Raw genomic sequence first — 18,574 nt, forward strand, 5'->3', positions numbered from 1 at the left:
ATGGACAAGTGAACGAACCGATACCCGTTTCCCGCACCACCGACCACGGCACCGCCAAACTCATGCCCGACGTCGATCGTGCGCGGGCCTGGCTGCTCACCGTCGACGGGGCGCCGCAGTCGTACGTCGATCTGGATGAGCCGGCGTATCTGGAGTTCGAGTACGCGCGTCGGCTCGGGTATGTCCTGGACACCGTCGCCGAGGCCGGGCGGCCGCTGGATGTGCTGCACCTCGGGGGAGGGGCGCTGACACTGCCCCGGTACGTGGCGGCCACCCGGCCCGGCTCGCGGCAGGACGTCGTCGAGGCCGACCGGGGGCTGCTGGAGCTGGTCGCCGAGTATCTGCCGCTGCCGGAGGGCTCGGGCGTCGCGGTGCACGCCGCCGACGCCCGGGCCTGGCTGGAGGGGGCCCCGGACGACCACGCCGATGTGCTGATCGCCGATGTCTTCGGCGGGTCCCGGGTACCGGCGCATCTGACCACGCTCGCCTACGCACGGGAGGCCGAACGGGTGCTGCGGCCCGGTGGGGTCTATCTGGCCAACCTCGCGGACGCCGCGCCGTTCGGGTTCCTGCGCTCCCAACTGGCCACCTTCGCCGCCGTTTTCGAGGAGCTGGTGCTGATCGCCGAGCCGGCGGTGCTGCGCGGGCGGCGGTTCGGCAACGCGGTGCTCGCCGCCGCGCACCGGCCCCTCGACACCGCCGCGCTGGCCCGCCGTGCCGCCGCGGACGCCTTTCCCGCGCGGGTCGAACACGGGGCCGCGGTGAGGGAGTTCACCGGTGCCGCCCGGCCGGTCGAGGACGCCGACGCCGTACCGTCCCCCGAGCCCCCCGGCGGGGCGTTCGGCATCGGCTGACGCGGCCGGGGAGGCGGCGGCCGGCTGCGGCGGACCGGCGTGCGGACGTCCGGGAAAACCTAACCCTCGACGAACGTGACCGTCTCACCGAGCGGCGCCCGGCCCGTACGGATGTAGCCCACCGTGGCGTCCTCGAACCCGATCGACATGCCACAGAAGAGGATGAGCTCGTCCGGGGGTGACAGGATCTGCGCGACGGTCTTGCGATACACCGACCACGCCATCTGCGGGCAACTGTGCAGTCCTTCGGCGCGCAGCAGCAGCATGACGGTCTGCAGATACATGCCGACGTCGGACCATTGCGGCCGTCCCAGGTCGCGGTCGATGTAGCAGAACAGGGCGGCGGGCGCGCCGAAGCAGCCCCAGTTCGCCGAAGCGGCCCGCTGGCGCGCCTCCCAGTCCTCATGCGAGATGCCGAGTGCGCTGTAGCGCTCATGGCCGAAGGCGGATCGGCGCTCGTGGTACGGGGACTTCAGTGCGGCCGGGTACATCTCGTACTCCCGCTCGTCCCAGGGGTCGCCTGCGGCCACACGCTCGCCGGCGCGCCTCTTGAGCTCGGCCAGAGGCGGGCCCGTCAGCACATAGGCATGCCACGGCTGGAGGTTCGATCCGGACGGCGCCCAGGCCGCGGCGGAGAGCACACGCTCCAGCACCTCCCGCGGGACTTGTCGGTCGGTGAACCCGCGAACCGCCCGTCGGCTCATGACCGCCTCATAGACATCCAAGATCATCTACCTCCCTCATCTGCTCCGAGAGAATGCGAGCGGGTCAGGAAAGCCAGTCGGTGTAGCGGGTGGGGGCGAGGTGGGCGTTCTTGTCGGTGAGGACGTCACCCTTGACGACGGCGAACATGCCGGCAGCGGGGTCGGTGACGACGGTACGGTTGTCGCCCCTGTGGGACAGGGTCATGCGGCCCAGCTCGTCCAGGCTGAAGATCTCGGGGCCGGCGATGTTGCGAATGCCGTTCAGCGGGGCACCCGCGGCGACCTGTGCCACCGCGATGGCCACGTCCTTGGAGGCGATCGGCTGGATCGGCGTGGCGGGCAACCGGACAGTGTCGCCGTCGGCGGTCCACGACAGGACGGCGTCCATGAACTCCATGAACTGCGTCGCCCGGACGATCGAATAGGGCACCGGCCCGGCCGCGAGGAGCTTCTCCTGGAGCACCTTGGCCTTGTAATAGTCCAGCTCCGGCACCTGGTCCGCCCCGACGATCGAGAGGATGACGAAGTGCCCGGCGCCGCCCTTGTGGGCCGCGGCCAGGAGGTTGTCCATCGAGGTCTGGAAGAAGGCCGGGGAGGCTTCGTCGAAGGTCGGGGAGTTCGTCAGGTTGACGACGACGTCGGCTCCTGCGAGAGCCTGGTCGAGTCCCTGGCCGCTGATGACGTCGACACCGGTGGATTTCGAGTGGGGTACCGCCTCGTGCCCGGCAGCGTTCAGGTCTTTGACGACCTGTGATCCGATGAGCCCGGTACCGCCGATGACTGCGATCTTCATGGTATGCCTTCCGTTGGGATTATGTGGGCAAATATGGCATATGTGCGACTAAGCGGGTGTGGTTAACAGGCGCCTCATGGGACTGAGGAAGGGTGGCGTCAGAGACCGTCGACGAAGGTGACCGTCTCGTCGAGTGGGGCCCGGCCCGTACGGGCGTCACGGGCCGTGGTGTCCTCGAACCCGATCGACATACCACAGAAGAGGATGAGCTCGTCCGGGGGTGACAGGGTCTCCGCGACGGTCTTGTGGAACTTCGCCCAGGCCATCTGCGTACAGCTGTGCAGTCCTTCGGCGCGCAGCAGCAGCATGACGGTCTGCAGATACATGCCGACGTCGGACCATTGCGGCCGTCCCAGGTCGCGGTCGATGTAGCAGAACAGGGCGGCGGGCGCGCCGAAACAGTCCCAGTTCGCCGAAGCGGCCCGCTGGCGCGCCTCTGTGTCCTCGTGAGCGATGCCGAGTGCGCCGTAGCGCTGCTCGCCGAAGGCGGCCCGGCGCTCGCGGTACGGGGACTTCAGTGCCGGCGGGTACTGCTCGTACTCCGGCTCGTCCCAGGGGTCGCCCGCGGCGAGGCGTTCGCCGGCGCGCTTCTTGATCTCGGCCAGCGGCGCGCCGGTCACCGCGTAGACGTGCCACGGCTGGAGGTTCGACGCGGACGGCGCCCAGGCCGCGGCGGAGAGCACGCGCTCCAGCGTCTCCCTGGGAACATCCCGATCGGTGAATCCGCGCACCGCTCGTCTGCTCCCGACCGCCTCATAGACGTCCATGACCGTCCCACTCCTCGCCTGCTGAAACGCCTCTGCTTCCGTTACATGCAAGATGGTATCACTCAATACCATCTCGTGTTTAACTATCGTCGAGCACAAATCCCCAGCCACTTTGGAGAAGGTCCATGGCCACGCTGCTGCACATCGACTCGTCCGTGTTTCCCGGCGAGACGTCCTCGTCCCGCTCGGTCACGGCCGCCTTCCGCAGGACCTGGGAGGAACAGCATCCGGAGGGCACGGTGATCTACCGCGACCTCGCCGCCGCCCCTGTCCCGCACATGACTGCCGACGCCTGGTCCGCCGGATACGCCGCCCCCACCGAGCGCACCCCGGAGCAGTCCGCCGCGTTCGCCGCGCGCGTGAAGCTCATCGAAGAGTTGGAGCAGGCGGACGTCGTCCTGCTCGGCGCCCCCATGTACAACTTCTCGATCCCCTCGACCCTCAAGGCGTGGCTGGACAGCGTGCTCCTGCTCGGTCGCACCGCCGGTGAAGCCCCCTCCGCCCAGGGCACCCCGGTCATCGTCGTCGCCAGCCGTGGCGGCTCCTACGCGCCGGGGACTCCGCGCGAGGGCTGCGACTTCGTACAGAACTACCTGGAGGCCGTGCTCGAGGGCACTCTCGGCCTGGACCTCGACTTCATCGTCCCGGAACTCACCATGGCCCCCCGCAACCCGGCCATGTCCGAACTGGTCCCCCTCTACGAGGCCTCCCGCGAGCGTGCCTTCGAACGCGCGATCACCAAGGCCAAGGAGCTCGCACAGCGCCTCACCGTGTGACCCCACGGCCATGGGTGCCGTGTGACGCCCTGGGGCGAGGGGTCACACGGCCTCGCCGGCTGTGCCCTCTCCGACGGTGCAACCAGTGCGCAGGCGCGCTTACGCCTCACCGTCTGCGGGATAGGCAATCCGGGTCAGTAGATCCGTCAGCTTCTCGGGCTCGCCGGGACCGAGCTCGGCAACCAGATGCTCGGCCAGCGGCTCCGCCGCCACATGGGCCGCATCGAAAAGTTCCACGCCCTGGGGCGTGATCTCCACCGCCCGCACCCGCCGGTCCCCTGGAACGCTCTTGCGTACAGCGAGCCCGCTACGCTCCAGATCGTCCACGATCCTCATGATGCCCGCCTTGTCGGACCCTGTCGCCGCCGCCAAGTCCCGCTGCACCGTCGGCCCACGGTCGACAAGCACGATCAGCACGGCAAAGTGCCGCAACTCGATGCCGAGCGGCCGAAGCGCCTCCTCCATCACAGCAGCCGCGCGCCAGTGCGCCCGGCGCAGCAGCAGCCCGAGAGCGAAAGGTGAGGTATCACCAGGGCGGTCGGTCACACGCGAGGGCGTGGTCCTGGGAGGAACGTCGGCGCTCATGAAGCCAACTTTACGCTGTCCACTCATTCGATATGGTATCGCCTGAAACTAAATGTGGCCTGTCAGCCTGAGCGAGGTGTGGCTCCCCGCTCGTATCGTGAAAAGACGGACAGAGGCGGCAAGGCAGGCAAGTCATGACGGAACCGGAAGTCGACTATACGGCGGTGTTCCGGGCCCTCCCCGGGGCCGTGGCGTTGGTGACCCCGCAGCTGATCTACGCGGACGTCAACGCGGAGTTTTCGCGCATCCGGGGCGGGACCCGCGAGCGACTGGTAGGTCGCTTCCTGCCCGAGGACCGCCACGAGAACGACGCCGCTGCCCCCTTCCTGCTCAAAATTCTGACGTCACTGCGCAAGGTGGTGGACACCGGTGAGCGCGACACCGTAGCGCTGCAGCGCTACGACGTGGAGGACCCCGAGCAGCCTGGGGTGCGGCAGGAGCGGTATCTGGACCTGACCAACGTTCCCGTCTTCGGCCCGGACGGGCGGGTGGCGCTGCTGCTGCAACGGGTGGAGGACGTCACCGAACTCATCCGCGCCCGTGAGGTCGCGCTGACCTTGCAAGAAGCCATGCTGCCCGCTCCCCGCCCGGTCGACCGGCACCCGGCGGCCGTACGCTACCGGCCCGCCGCCGAAGCGCTGAATGTGGCCGGGGACTGGTACGACCTGGTCGACCTGCCAGGCGACCGCATCGCCGTCACCGTCGGCGACGTCGTCGGCCATGGCCTGCACGCGGCCTGCGTCATGGGACAACTGCGCAGCGCCCTCACCGCCGCCTGCCTCGTCGCCGAAGGCCCCGCCCGCGCCCTGGAAGTCCTCGGGTTGTACGCCCGCACCCTCGACGGCGCCGAGAACACCACCGTGGCCACGGCATTCATCGGCTGGGAGACTGGCACCATCACCTACAGCAGCGCCGGCCACCCCCCACCTGCGCTCGTGCACAGGGACGGGACCGTCGAGTTCCTGGACCAGGCCACCGACCCACCCCTGGCCGCCTGCCTTCAACACGCTCCCCGGATCCAGGCCGCCGCGGCCCTCCGCGAGGGCTCCGTGCTGGCGCTCTACACCGACGGCCTGATCGAACGCCGAGGCGAGGACATCGACACCGGCCTCGCCCGGCTCGCCGACTCCCTGGCCCGCCACCGGGCGGAAGAGCCCGAAGCCCTCGCCGACGCCGTGCTCGCCGATCTGCTCCCAGCCGGTGACGCCACCGACGACACCGCCCTGGTCGTCGTGTGCCTATGACCTCAGCCCGCCGCTTGCGTGCCCTCGGTCCGACCTTGCCGACGACAGGCGGCCCGCCACCGCGCCTGGTGCAGACATGGGGCGGCTCTGTTCTTCGACGGCGTTTCCGCTGATCGTAGGCGGGTGGCGGCGCTGCACGGTGCGCGAGACGGCGACCAGATCCACGACCGCGCCGTCGCCGCCCGCGTACCGCACGGCGAACGCGGCGGCGGCGAGCGAGCCCTTGGCACCGACACCGGTCACGACGTCCGCCCCGGTCGGCAACATCGCGTCGGCAAACGGTTTCCCCCGCGATCGCCGGACTGCCCGGCTCGCCGTGCAGTGCGCGTTTTCGACCGCGGTGCCGAAGCCGCCCCGCGGGGTCACTGGTTCGTCGGGTCTCCGTGCAGGCGGACCGTGTGGAGGATCTTCAGGACGGTCGCCCTGGGGACCTCGCCGTTCACTCCCGTGGCTCCGTAGAAGTTGAACGACACGTAGTCGTGCACCGAGTTCTGGAAGCCGAAGGTGAGCGCCTTGCCGTCGCTGATGCACTTGCCCTTCTTCGGCGTGTGCGTCGACTGGGCCCACGCGTAGCTGCCCTTGATGCCCGAATCCGTGGTGAAGGGCGTGGCCTTCTTGTCCCAGGAGATGCTCTTCTTGTCGGGCTGGGTGTAACCGCCGTAGATCCACCAGGCCGGCGTGTTGATCGCGATCTCGTCCGTGTTCTTGGCGCCGCTGGCCCCCTTGACGCCCACGGTCCCCAGCGAGGTGTCCTCGGTACGTCCGTCCTTGTCGTCGTCGGAGGTGCACCACTTCGGCTGGTCCTCGGCGACGCCCGACATGATGATGCCCGTGTCCTGCTCGCCCTTCGGGAAGTCGAAGCCGATGCTCATGCCGGGGGACTGCACCTCCCAGCCGGCGGGTACGTCGAAGGCCACGCCCCACTTGGGGTTCACCACGGCCTTCCAGCCGGCGATGGTCGGCTTCTCCGTCCCGGTGCCGCGCGGATCGTCCGTCGCCGACGAACTGGCCGCGGGCTGGGACGTGGGCGACTGGCCGGCGTGCTGCCCGCCCTTGCCGCTGTCCGCCTGGTCGTTCTTGTCGTCCTTCCCGCCGAGGACGAGATAGCCGGTCACTCCCGCGGCCACCACGACCGCCGTGGCCGCGGCGATCGCGATCAGCTTGGTGCGCCCGCCACCTCCCTGCGGCGGCTGCGGGACGGGCACGGTGGGCGGCTGCGGCTGCCCCCACTGCGGCTGCTGACCGTACGGCCCGGCCTGCGGATACTGCTGGTATCCGGGCTGCTGGTACGGGTTCGGCTGCTGGTAACCCGGCTGTTGATACGGGTTGTTCTGCGGGTTGGGCGCGCCCCCTGGCGGCTGCTGATCTGGCCACATGGCGAGTAACCCTAGTGCCGCCAGGGACACGATTCGGTCACCGGCCCTCGTCAGGGTCGTAGCGAAGAGGGGCGGGCGACGATCCCGTGCTGGCCAGTTTCGGCTACTCGTGAGTAACATGACGCCATGAGCGCAGACCAGATGTCGATCGGCGAGATGCTCGCCGCCACCGTGCCCATGGCCCGGACGCTGAACCTGGAGTTCGTGGAGACCTCTCCGGACAAGGCGGTCGTGTCCCTGCCGGACCAGGGCGCGTATCACAACCATGTGGGCGGGCCGCACGCCGGTGCGATGTTCACCCTCGGGGAGTCGGCCAGCGGGGCCATCGTGCTGGCCGCCTTCGGGGACCAGCTCTCCCGCGCGGTGCCGCTGGCGGTCCGTGCCGACATCGCCTACAAGAAGCTCGCGATGGGCGCCGTCACCGCGACCGCCACGCTGGGCCGCCCGGCCGCCGAGGTCGTCGCCGAGCTGGACGCCGGGCAGCGCCCCGAGTTCCCCGTGGCGATCGAGATCCGCCGCGCGGACGGCGCCGTGACGGGCGAGATGACCGTCGTCTGGACGCTGCGGCCCAACGGCTAGGCGCCCATGGGGTGTTCGAGAGGGGCTCACTCGTAGGAGCCCCTCTCCTGCGTGCGTCGGGCTACGCGGCCCGGCGTCCGTCCCGGCCGCCGCTCGCGCCCTCCTCCAGTCCCGCCACGAACTCCCTGAGCCAGCCGATGAAATCGGGGCCGAGGTCGGGACGGGTGCAGGCCAGCCGGACCACCGTGCGCAGATAGTCGGCCTTGTCGCCGGTGTCGTAGCGCAGACCGTCGAAGACGACGCCGTGCACGGTGCCGTCCGCCGCGAGGTCCTGCAGGGCGTCGGTCAGCTGGATCTCGCCGCCGCGGCCCGGCGGGGTGCGCTCCAGGACCTCGAACACGGCCGGATCGAGGACATAGCGGCCGATGACCGCGTACCGGCTCGGCGCGGCCTGGGGCGCCGGCTTCTCCACCAGCCCCGTGACGCGTAGGACACCGTCCTCGCAGGTCGGTTCCACCGCCGCGCAGCCGTAGAGGTGGATCTGCGCCGGATCGACCGCCATCAGCGCCACCACGCTGCCCCCCTGACGCTCGCGGACCTCCAGCATCCGGCTCAGCAGGGTCTCGCCCGGGTCGATCAGATCGTCGCCGAGGAGGACCGCGAAGGGCTGGTCGCCGACGTGGTGGCGGGCACACAGCACGGCGTGGCCGAGGCCGAGCGGGTCGCCCTGGCGGATGTGGTGGATGTCGGCGAGCCGCGCCGGGTCGCGCACCGCGTCCAGACGCACGGTGTCGCCCTTGGCCGCCAACACCTGCTCCAGTTCGAGCGCGTGGTCGAAGTGGTCCTCGATGGCCCGCTTGTGCCGGCCGGTGACCATCAGGATGTCGTCCAGACCGGCCGCGACCGCCTCCTCGACCACGTACTGGATGGCCGGCTTGTCGACGACCGGCAGCATCTCCTTCGGTGTGGCCTTGGTCGCGGGCAGGAATCGGGTGCCGAGTCCGGCGGCCGGTACGACCGCCTTGCGGACCGTACGGGCGAGGGCGGGGTTCGCTGCGGAGTGGGGGTGATCATGCGGCCCATCCTCGGCGGCGCGGATGAGAGCACGCCGGGAGAAACCTGGGAACCGGCTGTGGAAGCGATACCGGCGGTAACTCTCCTGCAATTCACCGGATGTGAAGCCGGGTCAATCGAACTTCTTGTTTCCTGTGAGTCGCGTGTGCGAAGGTGAGCCTTCCCGCGGGAGGGCAAAGCCAGGCGTCGAACGCCAAGGCCGGCCCTACAGGTATGTACCAGAACCAGGCATGCCCCCCATCGGCACTGCTTTCCGACAGGACGGCATTTCGAGTGCGGTCCTGCGGCTGGAAGGAAATGGTTCCGTGCAGCCCCCCCACCCCCCACGCCCGCCCCATCCGCCGCTGCCCGGTTCGCCCGGGGAGTCCGACCGCAATCTCGCCGCCAGGCTCGGCGGCCCGCATCCCGTCCGCCATCACGCCGTCGCCCTGCTGCTGGCCCGCCACTGGCGGGCCGCCCGCGACTACGCCGTCGTCTGCCTGGCCTCCGCCGGTCCCACGCCGCAACTCGTGGCCACCGCGGCCTTCCACGAGGTCCTCGGCCGGATGGCGGGCGGAGTGGTCGGCGGCGCCCTGCGCCCGCAACTGCTGGTCGCCGTCCGCGACATCGTCCGCGCCTGGGCGGCGGACGACGTGGCCTGCGCGACTCTGCCGGAATTGCGCAAACCCGCCGGAGGGCGCGGACTGCGTGCGACAAAGCCCGGAACACCGGAAAGGCGACAACTCGCCGAACGCGCCTTCCGGGCACTTCCCGGCGCCTCGCAATGCCTTCTGTGGCACACCGAGGTCGAAGCCGAACCCATAAACATACCTGCTGGTCTGCTGGGCATCGACCCGGCCACCGCGACGGCCGCCCGGGAACAGGCGCGCGAGCAATTCCGGACGGGTTGCGTACGCGCCCACCGAGAACTCGCGCCCTCCAAGGAATGCCGCTTCTACAACCGGCTCCTGGATGTTCCCATGCGCCGTGGCGGCGCCCTGCTGCCCGACGTACGACAGCACCTGACGGTGTGCGCCTACTGCCGGCACGCCGCCGAGACCTTCGGGCTGTTCGACGAGGGCCTGGGCCTCCTGCTCGCCGAGACCGTGCTCGGCTGGGGCGCCCGCCGCTATCTCGACTCGCGCCCCGGACGCGGTGCCGCCGAGGAATTGCCGTGTGCGCCGCAAGCCGCCCCGACGGGAGCGGGGGCCGGCGGCAGACACCGCACCGGGCCCGGCAGCCGCCACCGCAAGGCGGTCGTCATCGGCATCGGACTGACCTCGCTGGCGCTGCTCGCCACCGTCCTCGTGGCCAAAAGCTGGTCGGACGACAACGGTGTCCCCGCGCCCGGCGCCACCTGGGGTGCCCCGGCCGGCCACACCACCCGTCCGGGCGACACCGGACCCCGGGCCGCCACCGCCCCGTCCGCCGCCCCGGCCGGCGAACCCGTCGAGCCGGCCCACGGTGGCCTGCGCGGCCTCAGCTCCGGGCGCTGTCCCGACGTGCTTCCGGACGGCGTGCGGGAGGGCGCCGGCGTCGGGCTCGCGCCGTGTTCCTCCGCTGCCTCGCAACAGTGGTCGTACCAGGACGACGGGTCGCCGCGCAGCGCCGCCGACCCGTCCCTGTGCCTGGCCGCCGCCCCCGGGACGCAGCGCGTCGTGCCGGCCGCGTGCGTCTCGCACACAGGGGAGATGGTGTACGGCATCACCGTGCGCGGCGAGATCCTGCCGTTTCGGTACGCGGGCCTCGCGCCCGCTCCCGGCACCGGCGATGCGTCCGCCCGTGTCGTGCCGGCACCGCGCGACGGTTCGCCGGAGCAGCGGTGGGTGCTGGGACCGGGGGCGGAGGGGACAGGAGGAGGGCGGCCCGACGCGGTGCAGGGCGGGTCGGACACGCCGGGTGGCCGGCAGCCGGGGTTCTCCAAGGGCGATGGGTCCTCGCTCGGCCATGGATTCTCGCAGGACCATGGCTCCTCGAAGGGCGACGGACTTTCACAGGGTGAGGGCCCGACGCCCCGGGACACCCCGGGGGAGTCCGGCGAGCCGAACGAGACCCGGATCGCCCAGGCCCGCGCCGACCGCGGCCGGCGGCGCACCGGGTCCGTGCCGCCCGCGCGGGCGGTGCGCGCAGTGCACCGGGCCCTCCCGCCCGCCGCCACGATCGCCGCCGTACCGGCGACCGTGGGCGGAACGCTGCGCTGACGCGCGACCCGGGACGTCCCCGGAGCCCCTGACCGCGATCGAGCCACGGCGCCGAAGTCACGCGGAATTTACAGACTTCGAGTGGATGTCCCGCCGCATTGCGGCGGGGTGAGTGCACGGTGAAGCGGGCGGGCACTTTGCCGGGGTTATGGTGGTGTGGTGCGGGGGCCCAGGCGGTCCCCCGTACGCACCGGTGAGGGGAATTACCGCGTTTTCCGGTTCTTGCGCGGAATTCGACCCACTGGCCGAATCCATGTCACCAGGCACGAAAAGAGGGCGGCGTTATTGACCCGTGAGTAGCCCGAGGCTAGTTTCCGGTGCCCTCGCACCAGAGCGTTCCGCCGCACACCCCCCACCGTGCTGTCTCGCCGATCGTGCCGGAGCATCATGACCTCGCCTGTGCGCCCCCATGACCTCGTCCTGTGCCTCACCCCCTTCGCCGAACCCGACGCCGGTCTCACCGCCGCGGCCTGCGCCGCCGGCGCGCTCGGCATCCTCGACCTCGGCACCGGAGACCGCAGATCCCGAGAGGCGCTGTCCCGGCTGAGACGGTCGGCCCCAGGCCCCTTCGGGGTGCGGGTGACCGGGCGCTGCGCCCTGACCCCGGCCGAGCTCGGCGACGCCCCGGACACCGTGGTCCGCACGGCGGACGCAACCTGGTCCCGGACCGAACTGCCCTCCGAATGCCGTGTGTTGGCCGAGGTCACGGACATCCGGCAGGCGCACGCGGCCCTGCGCGCAGGTGCCCAGGGGCTCATCGCCCGCGGGGGCGAGAGCGGCGGCCGGGTCGGTGCGTCGAGCACCTTCGTCCTGCTGCAACAGCTGCTGTCCGACGAGGAGTCGAGCCGCGTCCCGCTCTGGGCCTGCGGCGGCATCGGCCCGCGCAGCGCGGCGGCCGCCGTGGCCGGCGGTGCCGCCGGGGTGGTCCTCGACAGCCAGCTGGCCCTGCTCGCCGAGTCGGGGCTGTCCGAGACGGTCCGGTCGGTGCTGCGCTCCCTGGACGGCTCGGAGACCGTGGTGCTCGGCGGCCACCGGGTCCTCAGGCGCCGGGGGCCGGACGCCCCGCGGCCACCGGCGGACGACCCCGAGGCGGTCGCGTCCCTGCTGGGCGCCGGCGATCTGCGCGGCCGGCTGCTGCCGGTCGGCCAGGACGGTTTCCTCGCCGCCCGGTTCGCCGAACGGTTCGGGGACGTACGGCGGTCGGTGCGGGAGGTGTCGGCGGCGATGCACGCCGTGGCCGACGGCGGTGCGGCCACCGTGCTGCGCCCCGGGTCGGCCATGAGCCGGGCCCTCGGCACCCGGCTCCCCGTCGCGCAGGGGCCCATGACCCGGGTCAGCGACCAGGCGGATTTCGCCGCGGCCGTCGCCGCGGACGGGGCGTTGCCGTTCCTGGCGCTGGCCCTGGCCGACGGCGAGCGGACCCGCTCGATGCTCACCGAGGCGCGGGCCGCGCTGGACGGGCGGCCCTGGGGCGTGGGCGTGCTCGGCTTCGCGCCCGAGGAGATCAGGAACGCCCAACTGGACGCCGTACGGGAACTGCGGCCCACGCACGCGATCATCGCCGGCGGACGGCCCGCCCAGGCGGAGACGCTGGAGCGGGCCGGGATCCACACCTTCCTGCACGTGCCCTCGCCCGGCCTGCTGCGGCAGTTCCTCGACGCGGGCGCACGGCGGTTCGTGTTCGAGGGGTCCGAGTGCGGCGGTCATGTCGGACCGCGGGCCTCCTTCCCCCTCTGGGAGGCCCAACTCGCCGTACTGCAGGACTTCCTGGCCGACGCCGACGGCGCGACCGCCCGGCGGCTGGAGGTGTTCTTCGCGGGCGGCGTCCACGACGAGCGGTCGGCTGCCATGGTCGCGGCCCTGGCCGCACCGCTCACCGCCCGGGGCGCCGCCGTCGGCGTGCTCATGGGCACCGCCTACCTGTTCACCGAGGAGGCCGTCACACACGGTGCCGTCCGGCCCCTCTTCCAGCGGCAGGTGCTCAAGGCCACCATGACCACCCTCCTGGAGACCGCCCCCGGCCACGCCACCCGCTGTGTCCCGAGCCCCTTCACCGCCGACTACCGTGCCCGTGAGGCCGCGCTACGCGCGCAGGGGCTGACCGACCGCGAGGTCTGGGAGGCGCTGGAACGGCTCAACGTGGGCCGGCTGCGCATCGCCAGCAAGGGCGTCGAGCGCGGAGCCGACGGCGCGCTGGCGACCGTGGCCGAGGAACGGCAGCTCACGGACGGGATGTTCATGGCCGGCGAGGTGACCGTCCTGCGCTCGGCGACCACCACCCTGGCGGACCTGCACCGCTCGGTCACCGACGGCGCCGCCGAGTTCCTGACGCGGCGCGCCGGCGATGTCCGGACGCGGCGGGCCGCCCATCCGGACGCGGCTTCCGCCGCCGAGCCGGAGCCGCCTGCACCGCTGGACATCGCCATCGTCGGCATGGCCTGCATGTTCGCCGAGGCCCCCGATCTGGCCGCCTTCTGGTCCAACATCGTCACCGGCCGCGACGCCGTCACCGAGGTGCCGCCCGAACGCTGGGACCCGGCCGTGCACCACGCGGCCGGCAGCACGGCTTCCAAGTGGGGCGGATTCCTGCCCCGCATCCCCTTCGACCCGCTGCAATACGGCATTCCGCCCGCCTCCCTCGGCAGCATCGAACCCGTCCAGCTGCTGTCCCTGGAGGCGGCCCGGCGGGCGCTGGAGGACGCCGGATACGGGCAACAGGGGCGGGCGTTCGACCGCGCGCGGACCTCGGTCGTCTTCGGCGCGGAGGCGGGCAGCGACCTGTCCAACGCCGTCACCCTGCGCGCGGTACTGCCGAAGTACTACGGCACCGTGCCCGACGGGCTGGACGAGCAACTGCCCCACCTGACCGAGGACTCCTTCCCCGGCATGCTGGCCAACGTCATCTCCGGGCGGATCGCCAACCGGCTGGACCTCGGCGGCGCCAACTTCACCGTCGACGCCGCCTGCGCCTCCTCCCTCGCCGCCCTCGACGTGGCCTGCAAGGAACTCGTCTCCGGCACCAGCGACCTCGTCCTGTGCGGTGGCGCCGACCTGCACAACGGCATCAACGACTACGTCCTGTTCTCCTCCGTCCACGCGCTCTCCCCGACCGGACGCTCCCGTGCCTTCGACGCCTCCGCCGACGGCATCGCGCTCGGCGAGGGCGTGGCCTGCCTGGTCCTCAAACGGCTCGCGGACGCCGAACGCGCCGGCGACCGGATCTACGGGGTGGTCAAGGGCCTCGGCTCCGCCAGCGACGGCCGCTCCCTCGGCCTCACCGCACCCCGCCCGGAAGGCCAGCGGGCGGCGCTGGAGCGGGCGTACCGCAACGCCGGTGTCTCGCCCGCGGACGTCGGCCTGGTGGAGGCGCACGGCACCGGTACGGTCGTCGGCGACCGCACCGAACTCACCGTCCTCGCCGAGGTGTTCGGTGAGGCGGGGGCGGGGACGGGCGGCTGTGCGCTCGGCTCGGTCAAGTCGCAGATCGGCCACACCAAGTGCGCCGCCGGCCTCGCGGGCCTCATCAAGACCACCCTCGCCCTCCACACCGGTGTCATCCCGCCCACCCTGCACCTGGAGCGGCCCAACCCGGCCTGGGCGGAGGGCGACAGCCCGTTCGCCTTCCACACCCGCGCCCGTCCCTGGACGGCACCGGCCGCCGAACGCCTGGCCGGAGTCAGCGCGTTCGGCTTCGGCGGCACCAACTTCCACGCGGTGCTGGCCGCCCACGCCGACGCCGTACCACCCCGCCAGGCTGTGGACGCCTGGCCGGCCGAGCTGTTCCTCTTCCGGGGCCGGGACACGACGGCGGCCCACCGGCAGGCAGCCGAGATCCTCCGGGCCGCCGAGGCCGAGGGCGCCCCCTGGCGCCTGCGCGACCTCGCCCTCGCCGCGGCCCACTGCGCCGACACCTCACACGAACCGGTCCGGGCCGCGCTCGTGGCCGGCGACACCGAGGAACTCACCGACCAGCTACGACGGCTCCTCGCCGGAGAGCACGACCCGGCCGCCGGCATCCACCTCGCCGACCCGTTGGCGGAGGGGGAGGCTCCCGCCGCCCCGGCACAGGGGGAGGCCGCGCACTCGGTGCGGGACGGCGTGCTGGACCGTGGGGAGGGGGGCGTCGCGGGTCCGGTGCCGGGCGTGATCGAGGGCCGGGTGCCTGGCGGGTTGGACGACCCGATGCCGGGCCGAAACGCCGACGTGCTCCAGAGCAAGGCCGCCGCCCCGGCGCCTGGCGAGTTCGCCGACCCGGTGCCGGGCGCGGGCGCTCTCGCGACGGCGGGCAAGGTCGCCCACCCGGTGGCCGGGGAGGGCGACCGCTCGGTGGCCGGGGAGGGCGACCGCTGGGTGGCTGGTGAGGTCGCCTTCCTCTTCCCCGGTCAGGGCAGCCAGCGCCCGGGCATGCTCGCCGAGCTCCTGGTGCACCTTCCCGAGCTGCGGTACTACCTGGACCTCGGTGGCGCGCACGCCGGCACCGTCCACCCGCCCGCCGCCTTCGACGAGGACGCGCGAGCGCGCCGCCGGGCCGCCCTCACCGACACCCGGGCCGCGCAGCCCGCCCTGGGCATCACGGGCCTCGCCGCCCACGCCTTCCTCACCTCGGCCGGGGTCCACCCCGACCAGGCCGCCGGACACAGCTACGGCGAGCTGGTCGCCCTCGCCGCAGCCGGCGCCCTCGACCCCGAGACGCTGCTCGACCTGAGCGCCGAGCGAGCCGGCGCGATCCTGGCGGCGGCGGGCGACGACCCGGGCACCATGGCCGCCGTCGGCGCCCCCGCCGAGACCGTCGTACGTACCCTGCACACGACCGGCGCACCCGCCTCCGTCGTCGTCGCCAACCTCAACTCACCCGAGCAGACGGTGATTTCGGGACCGACGGCGGATGTCGAGGCGGCCGTAGGGCTGCTGCGCGACGCGGGGCTCGGCGCCCGGCGCATCCCCGTGGCCTGTGCCTTCCACAGCCCGCTCGTGGCCACGGCGGGGGAACGGTTCGCCAAGATCCTCGCGGACAAGACGGTACGGCCCCCCGAGTTCCCCGTCTGGGCCAACCGCACCGCCGCGCCCTATCCGCTCGACCCCGACGACGTGCGCGCCGAACTCGCCGCCCAGATCGGCGCCCCCGTCGCGTTCGCCGCCCAGATCGAGGCCATGTACGAGGCCGGTGCGCGCATATTCGTCGAGGCGGGCCCCGGCACCGTCCTCACCCGGCTCGTCGCACGCATCCTCGGCGACCGCCCGCACCGCACGATCGCCTGCGAACCGGACGCCGACAGCGGCCTGCGCGGCTGGCTCGACGCCCTCGCCCGGCTCGCCGTCGCAGGACAGCCCGTGCGCACCTCCTGGCTCCTGCGGGGCCGCGACGCCGTCGACGCGCTGCGCGGCCATGCACCGAAACGACCCGGCTGGACGGTCGACGGACACCTCGTCCGCACCGCCGACGGAGCACTCCTGCCCGGTGCCCTCGCACCGGCCCGACGAGTCGTGGAGACGACCGTGACCACCGACCAGCCGTACGGCACCCCGGCCGACCGGGACGCGCTCATCTCCGAATTCCTGCGCACCAGCCGGGAGATGATCACCGCCCAGCGCGATGTCCTGCTCACCTACTTCGGCGCGGCACCCGGCGTGACACCGCCGGCGCCCGTCCCATCCGCACCGCTTCCGCAGCTGGTCACACCTGAACCACCACCGGCTGAAGCCGAGTCGGCCGGACCGGTGGACGACGTCGAGCGGGTCGTCCTGGAGATCATCGGTGAACGCACCGGCTACCCCGTCGACATGATCGAGCCCGACCTCGACCTGGAGGCCGACCTCAGCATCGACTCGATCAAGCGGGCCGAGATAGCGGGCGAACTCGCCAGGCGGCTGGGCATCGCGGGCGGCGCCGAGGTACTGGACGACGCCGAAATGGAGGAACTGGCCAAGGCGCGTACGGCGGCCGCGGTGACGGGGTGGCTGACGGCGCGGATGGGGGCGCGGTCCGGTCACGGGCAAGGCCGACACGATGAGTCCAGCACCGGCGGCCAGGCCGGGTACGCGCAAGAGCAGACCGAGGCGGCCTTCACCGACGCGGCGGCGCCGCCCACCCGGGAACCGGCCGAGGCGGTATACGCCCCCGCCCCGGCCCTCGGCGTCTCGCCCCGGCGCTGCGAGCTGCGGCCCGTGCCCCTCCCGGAGCCGGACCCGGCTGCCGCCGACGCACAGGACCACGCCCTGTCCGGCCGGCGTTTCGCCCTCCTCGGGGACGGTGCGGGTGCGGCGGCGGAGGCCGCGGCGCGGCTGGCCGAGCACGGCGCCGAAGCCGTACTGCTCGACGCGGGCCACCTCCTCACAGCGGCCGACGGCCCGGTGGACGACGTCGTGTACCTCGGTGCGCTGCCCGGCCCGGACCTCCCCGTGCTGCCGGACGCCTTCCCGGTGCTCCGCGCGGCGCTCGCGTGCGGCCCGCGCCGACTGCTCGCCGTCCGGGCCACCGACCTTGATGGCGCCCTGCCTGCCGACGATCGTGACGGCGCCCTGCGGGCCGACGATCGCGCGGGCGCTCTGCCGGCAGCCAACCGTGCCGGCGTTCTCCGGTCGGCCGGACTGGACGGCCTGTTCCGCAGCGTCGGCCGCGAGTACCCGGACCTGCTCGCACGGGTCGTCGCCGTCGCGGACACCGCCCCGGCGGCCGTCGCCGACGCCCTGCTCGCCGAGCTGCGGGCGCCCGAACCGGCTCCCGTGGTCCTCCGTACGGCGGCCGGTGCCCGGCGGGGTCTCGCGCTGGTGCCCGCGCCTCTCGGCCCGCTCGCCGCCACCGGTGCCGGACCCGCCGGGGACGGCGCCGCCGAGGCCGCAGCGCTCGGCCTCGACCGGGACTCCGTGGTCCTGCTGGTCGGCGGCGCCCGGGGCATCACCGCGAGGTTCGCGGCCACCCTGGCCGGCGCCAGCCGCTGCCGTATCCAGCTGCTCGGCCGTACGCCCGCGCCCACCGCACCCGAGGACCCGCACACCGCCGCCGCGCGCACCCCGGTCGAGCTGCGGGCGGCGCTCGCCGCCGGACCGGGCGCGCCCGGCCCAGCCGAGATCAACCGGGCCGCCGGACTGGTCCTCGCTCAGCGGGAGATCACCGCGACCCTCGCGGAACTCGGCGCGCTCGGCAGCGAGGCACGCTACCGCTCGGTGGACTTCCGGGACCGCGACGCCGTCCTGCGGGCCGTCAAGGAGATCCACGCCGAACACGGCCGGCTCGACGGGGTCGTCTTCGCCGCCGGGGTGATCGAGGACCGGCTGATCGCCGACAAGACCCCCGCGTCCTTCCAGCGGGTCTACGGCACGAAGACGGCCGGGGCCGCCGCCCTGTTCGCGGCCCTGGACGACCTGCCGGGCGCACCCGCGTTCACCGTGCTGTTCGGCAGCATCGCCGCCGTGCTCGGCAACCGCGGCCAGGCCGACTACGCCGCCGCCAACGACGCCCTGGAAGTCCTCGGCGCCGACTGGGCCGCCCGGACCGGCGCTCGCGCGCTGACCGTCCACTGGGGCCCCTGGGCGCCGGCCGCCACGCACGGCGGCATGGTCGGCGCGGAACTCGGCCGGGAGTACGCCCGGCGCGGGATCGAGCTGATCGACCCCGACGAGGGCACCGCGGCCCTGTTGCGGGAACTCGCCTGGGGCGAACCGTCGGCCCGTGCCGTCGTCTACACCGCGTCGGGCTGGTGAC

At 72.6% G+C, this 18,574-nt stretch carries 12 protein-coding genes; 6 read left to right on the top strand and 6 right to left on the bottom strand.

All coding sequences use genetic code 11. The features are described 5' to 3' along the window. Positions 1-8: 8 nt before the first annotated feature. On the top strand, positions 9-854 hold the full coding sequence (locus ACWCQS_RS39565; RefSeq protein WP_451008978.1) for a spermidine synthase: 846 nt from the start codon (positions 9-11) through the stop codon (positions 852-854). 59 nt (positions 855-913) lie between these two features. Here ACWCQS_RS39565 and ACWCQS_RS39570 read toward each other — a convergent pair whose 3' ends face one another. The 3 genes from ACWCQS_RS39570 to ACWCQS_RS39580 form a co-directional block, all read right to left on the bottom strand. Continuing rightward, entirely contained in the window at positions 914-1,579 is a 666-nt protein-coding gene (locus tag ACWCQS_RS39570; RefSeq protein ID WP_451009017.1) for a nitroreductase, read from the bottom strand. 43 nt (positions 1,580-1,622) lie between these two features. Beyond that, a complete protein-coding gene (locus tag ACWCQS_RS39575) occupies positions 1,623-2,351 on the bottom strand; it encodes an SDR family oxidoreductase (protein ID WP_451008979.1) in 729 nt (242 codons plus the stop codon). 98 nt (positions 2,352-2,449) lie between these two features. Beyond that, positions 2,450-3,118: a nitroreductase gene (locus tag ACWCQS_RS39580; protein WP_451008980.1), complete on the bottom strand. Its 669-nt coding sequence runs from the start codon at positions 3,116-3,118 to the stop codon at positions 2,450-2,452. A 125-nt stretch (positions 3,119-3,243) separates the two neighbouring features. On the opposite strand from ACWCQS_RS39580, the gene ACWCQS_RS39585 reads away from it, so the two are divergent. Then, on the top strand, positions 3,244-3,894 hold the full coding sequence (locus tag ACWCQS_RS39585; RefSeq protein ID WP_451008981.1) for an FMN-dependent NADH-azoreductase: 651 nt from the start codon (positions 3,244-3,246) through the stop codon (positions 3,892-3,894). A 99-nt stretch (positions 3,895-3,993) separates the two neighbouring features. Here ACWCQS_RS39585 and ACWCQS_RS39590 read toward each other — a convergent pair whose 3' ends face one another. Further along, on the bottom strand, positions 3,994-4,479 hold the full coding sequence (locus ACWCQS_RS39590; RefSeq protein WP_451008982.1) for a MarR family winged helix-turn-helix transcriptional regulator: 486 nt from the start codon (positions 4,477-4,479) through the stop codon (positions 3,994-3,996). Positions 4,480-4,613: 134 nt separating this feature from the next. Between ACWCQS_RS39590 and ACWCQS_RS39595 the strand changes: the two genes are divergently transcribed. Further along, the gene (locus tag ACWCQS_RS39595) at positions 4,614-5,723 is read left to right on the top strand and encodes a PP2C family protein-serine/threonine phosphatase (protein ID WP_451008983.1); all 1,110 of its coding nucleotides are present in this window, start codon (positions 4,614-4,616) and stop codon (positions 5,721-5,723) included. Positions 5,724-6,085: 362 nt separating this feature from the next. On the opposite strand, the gene ACWCQS_RS39600 is transcribed toward ACWCQS_RS39595, so the two are convergent. Continuing rightward, complete coding sequence (locus ACWCQS_RS39600) at positions 6,086-7,099, bottom strand: hypothetical protein (RefSeq protein ID WP_451008984.1); 1,014 nt, start codon at positions 7,097-7,099, stop codon at positions 6,086-6,088. A gap of 126 nt (positions 7,100-7,225) precedes the next feature. Between ACWCQS_RS39600 and ACWCQS_RS39605 the strand changes: the two genes are divergently transcribed. Then, the gene (locus ACWCQS_RS39605) at positions 7,226-7,678 is read left to right on the top strand and encodes a DUF4442 domain-containing protein (RefSeq protein ID WP_451008985.1); all 453 of its coding nucleotides are present in this window, start codon (positions 7,226-7,228) and stop codon (positions 7,676-7,678) included. 61 nt (positions 7,679-7,739) lie between these two features. On the opposite strand, the gene galU is transcribed toward ACWCQS_RS39605, so the two are convergent. Next, positions 7,740-8,717 (bottom strand): UTP--glucose-1-phosphate uridylyltransferase GalU, encoded by a 978-nt coding sequence (gene galU / locus ACWCQS_RS39610; protein ID WP_451009018.1) that lies wholly within the window; start codon positions 8,715-8,717, stop codon positions 7,740-7,742. A 280-nt stretch (positions 8,718-8,997) separates the two neighbouring features. Between galU and ACWCQS_RS39615 the strand changes: the two genes are divergently transcribed. Beyond that, complete coding sequence (locus ACWCQS_RS39615) at positions 8,998-10,872, top strand: ricin-type beta-trefoil lectin domain protein (protein WP_451008986.1); 1,875 nt, start codon at positions 8,998-9,000, stop codon at positions 10,870-10,872. 387 nt (positions 10,873-11,259) lie between these two features. Next, entirely contained in the window at positions 11,260-18,573 is a 7,314-nt protein-coding gene (locus ACWCQS_RS39620) for an SDR family oxidoreductase (protein ID WP_451008987.1), read from the top strand. Position 18,574 lies beyond the last annotated feature (1 nt).

This window comes from Streptomyces sp. NPDC002076 (assembly GCF_053593835.1).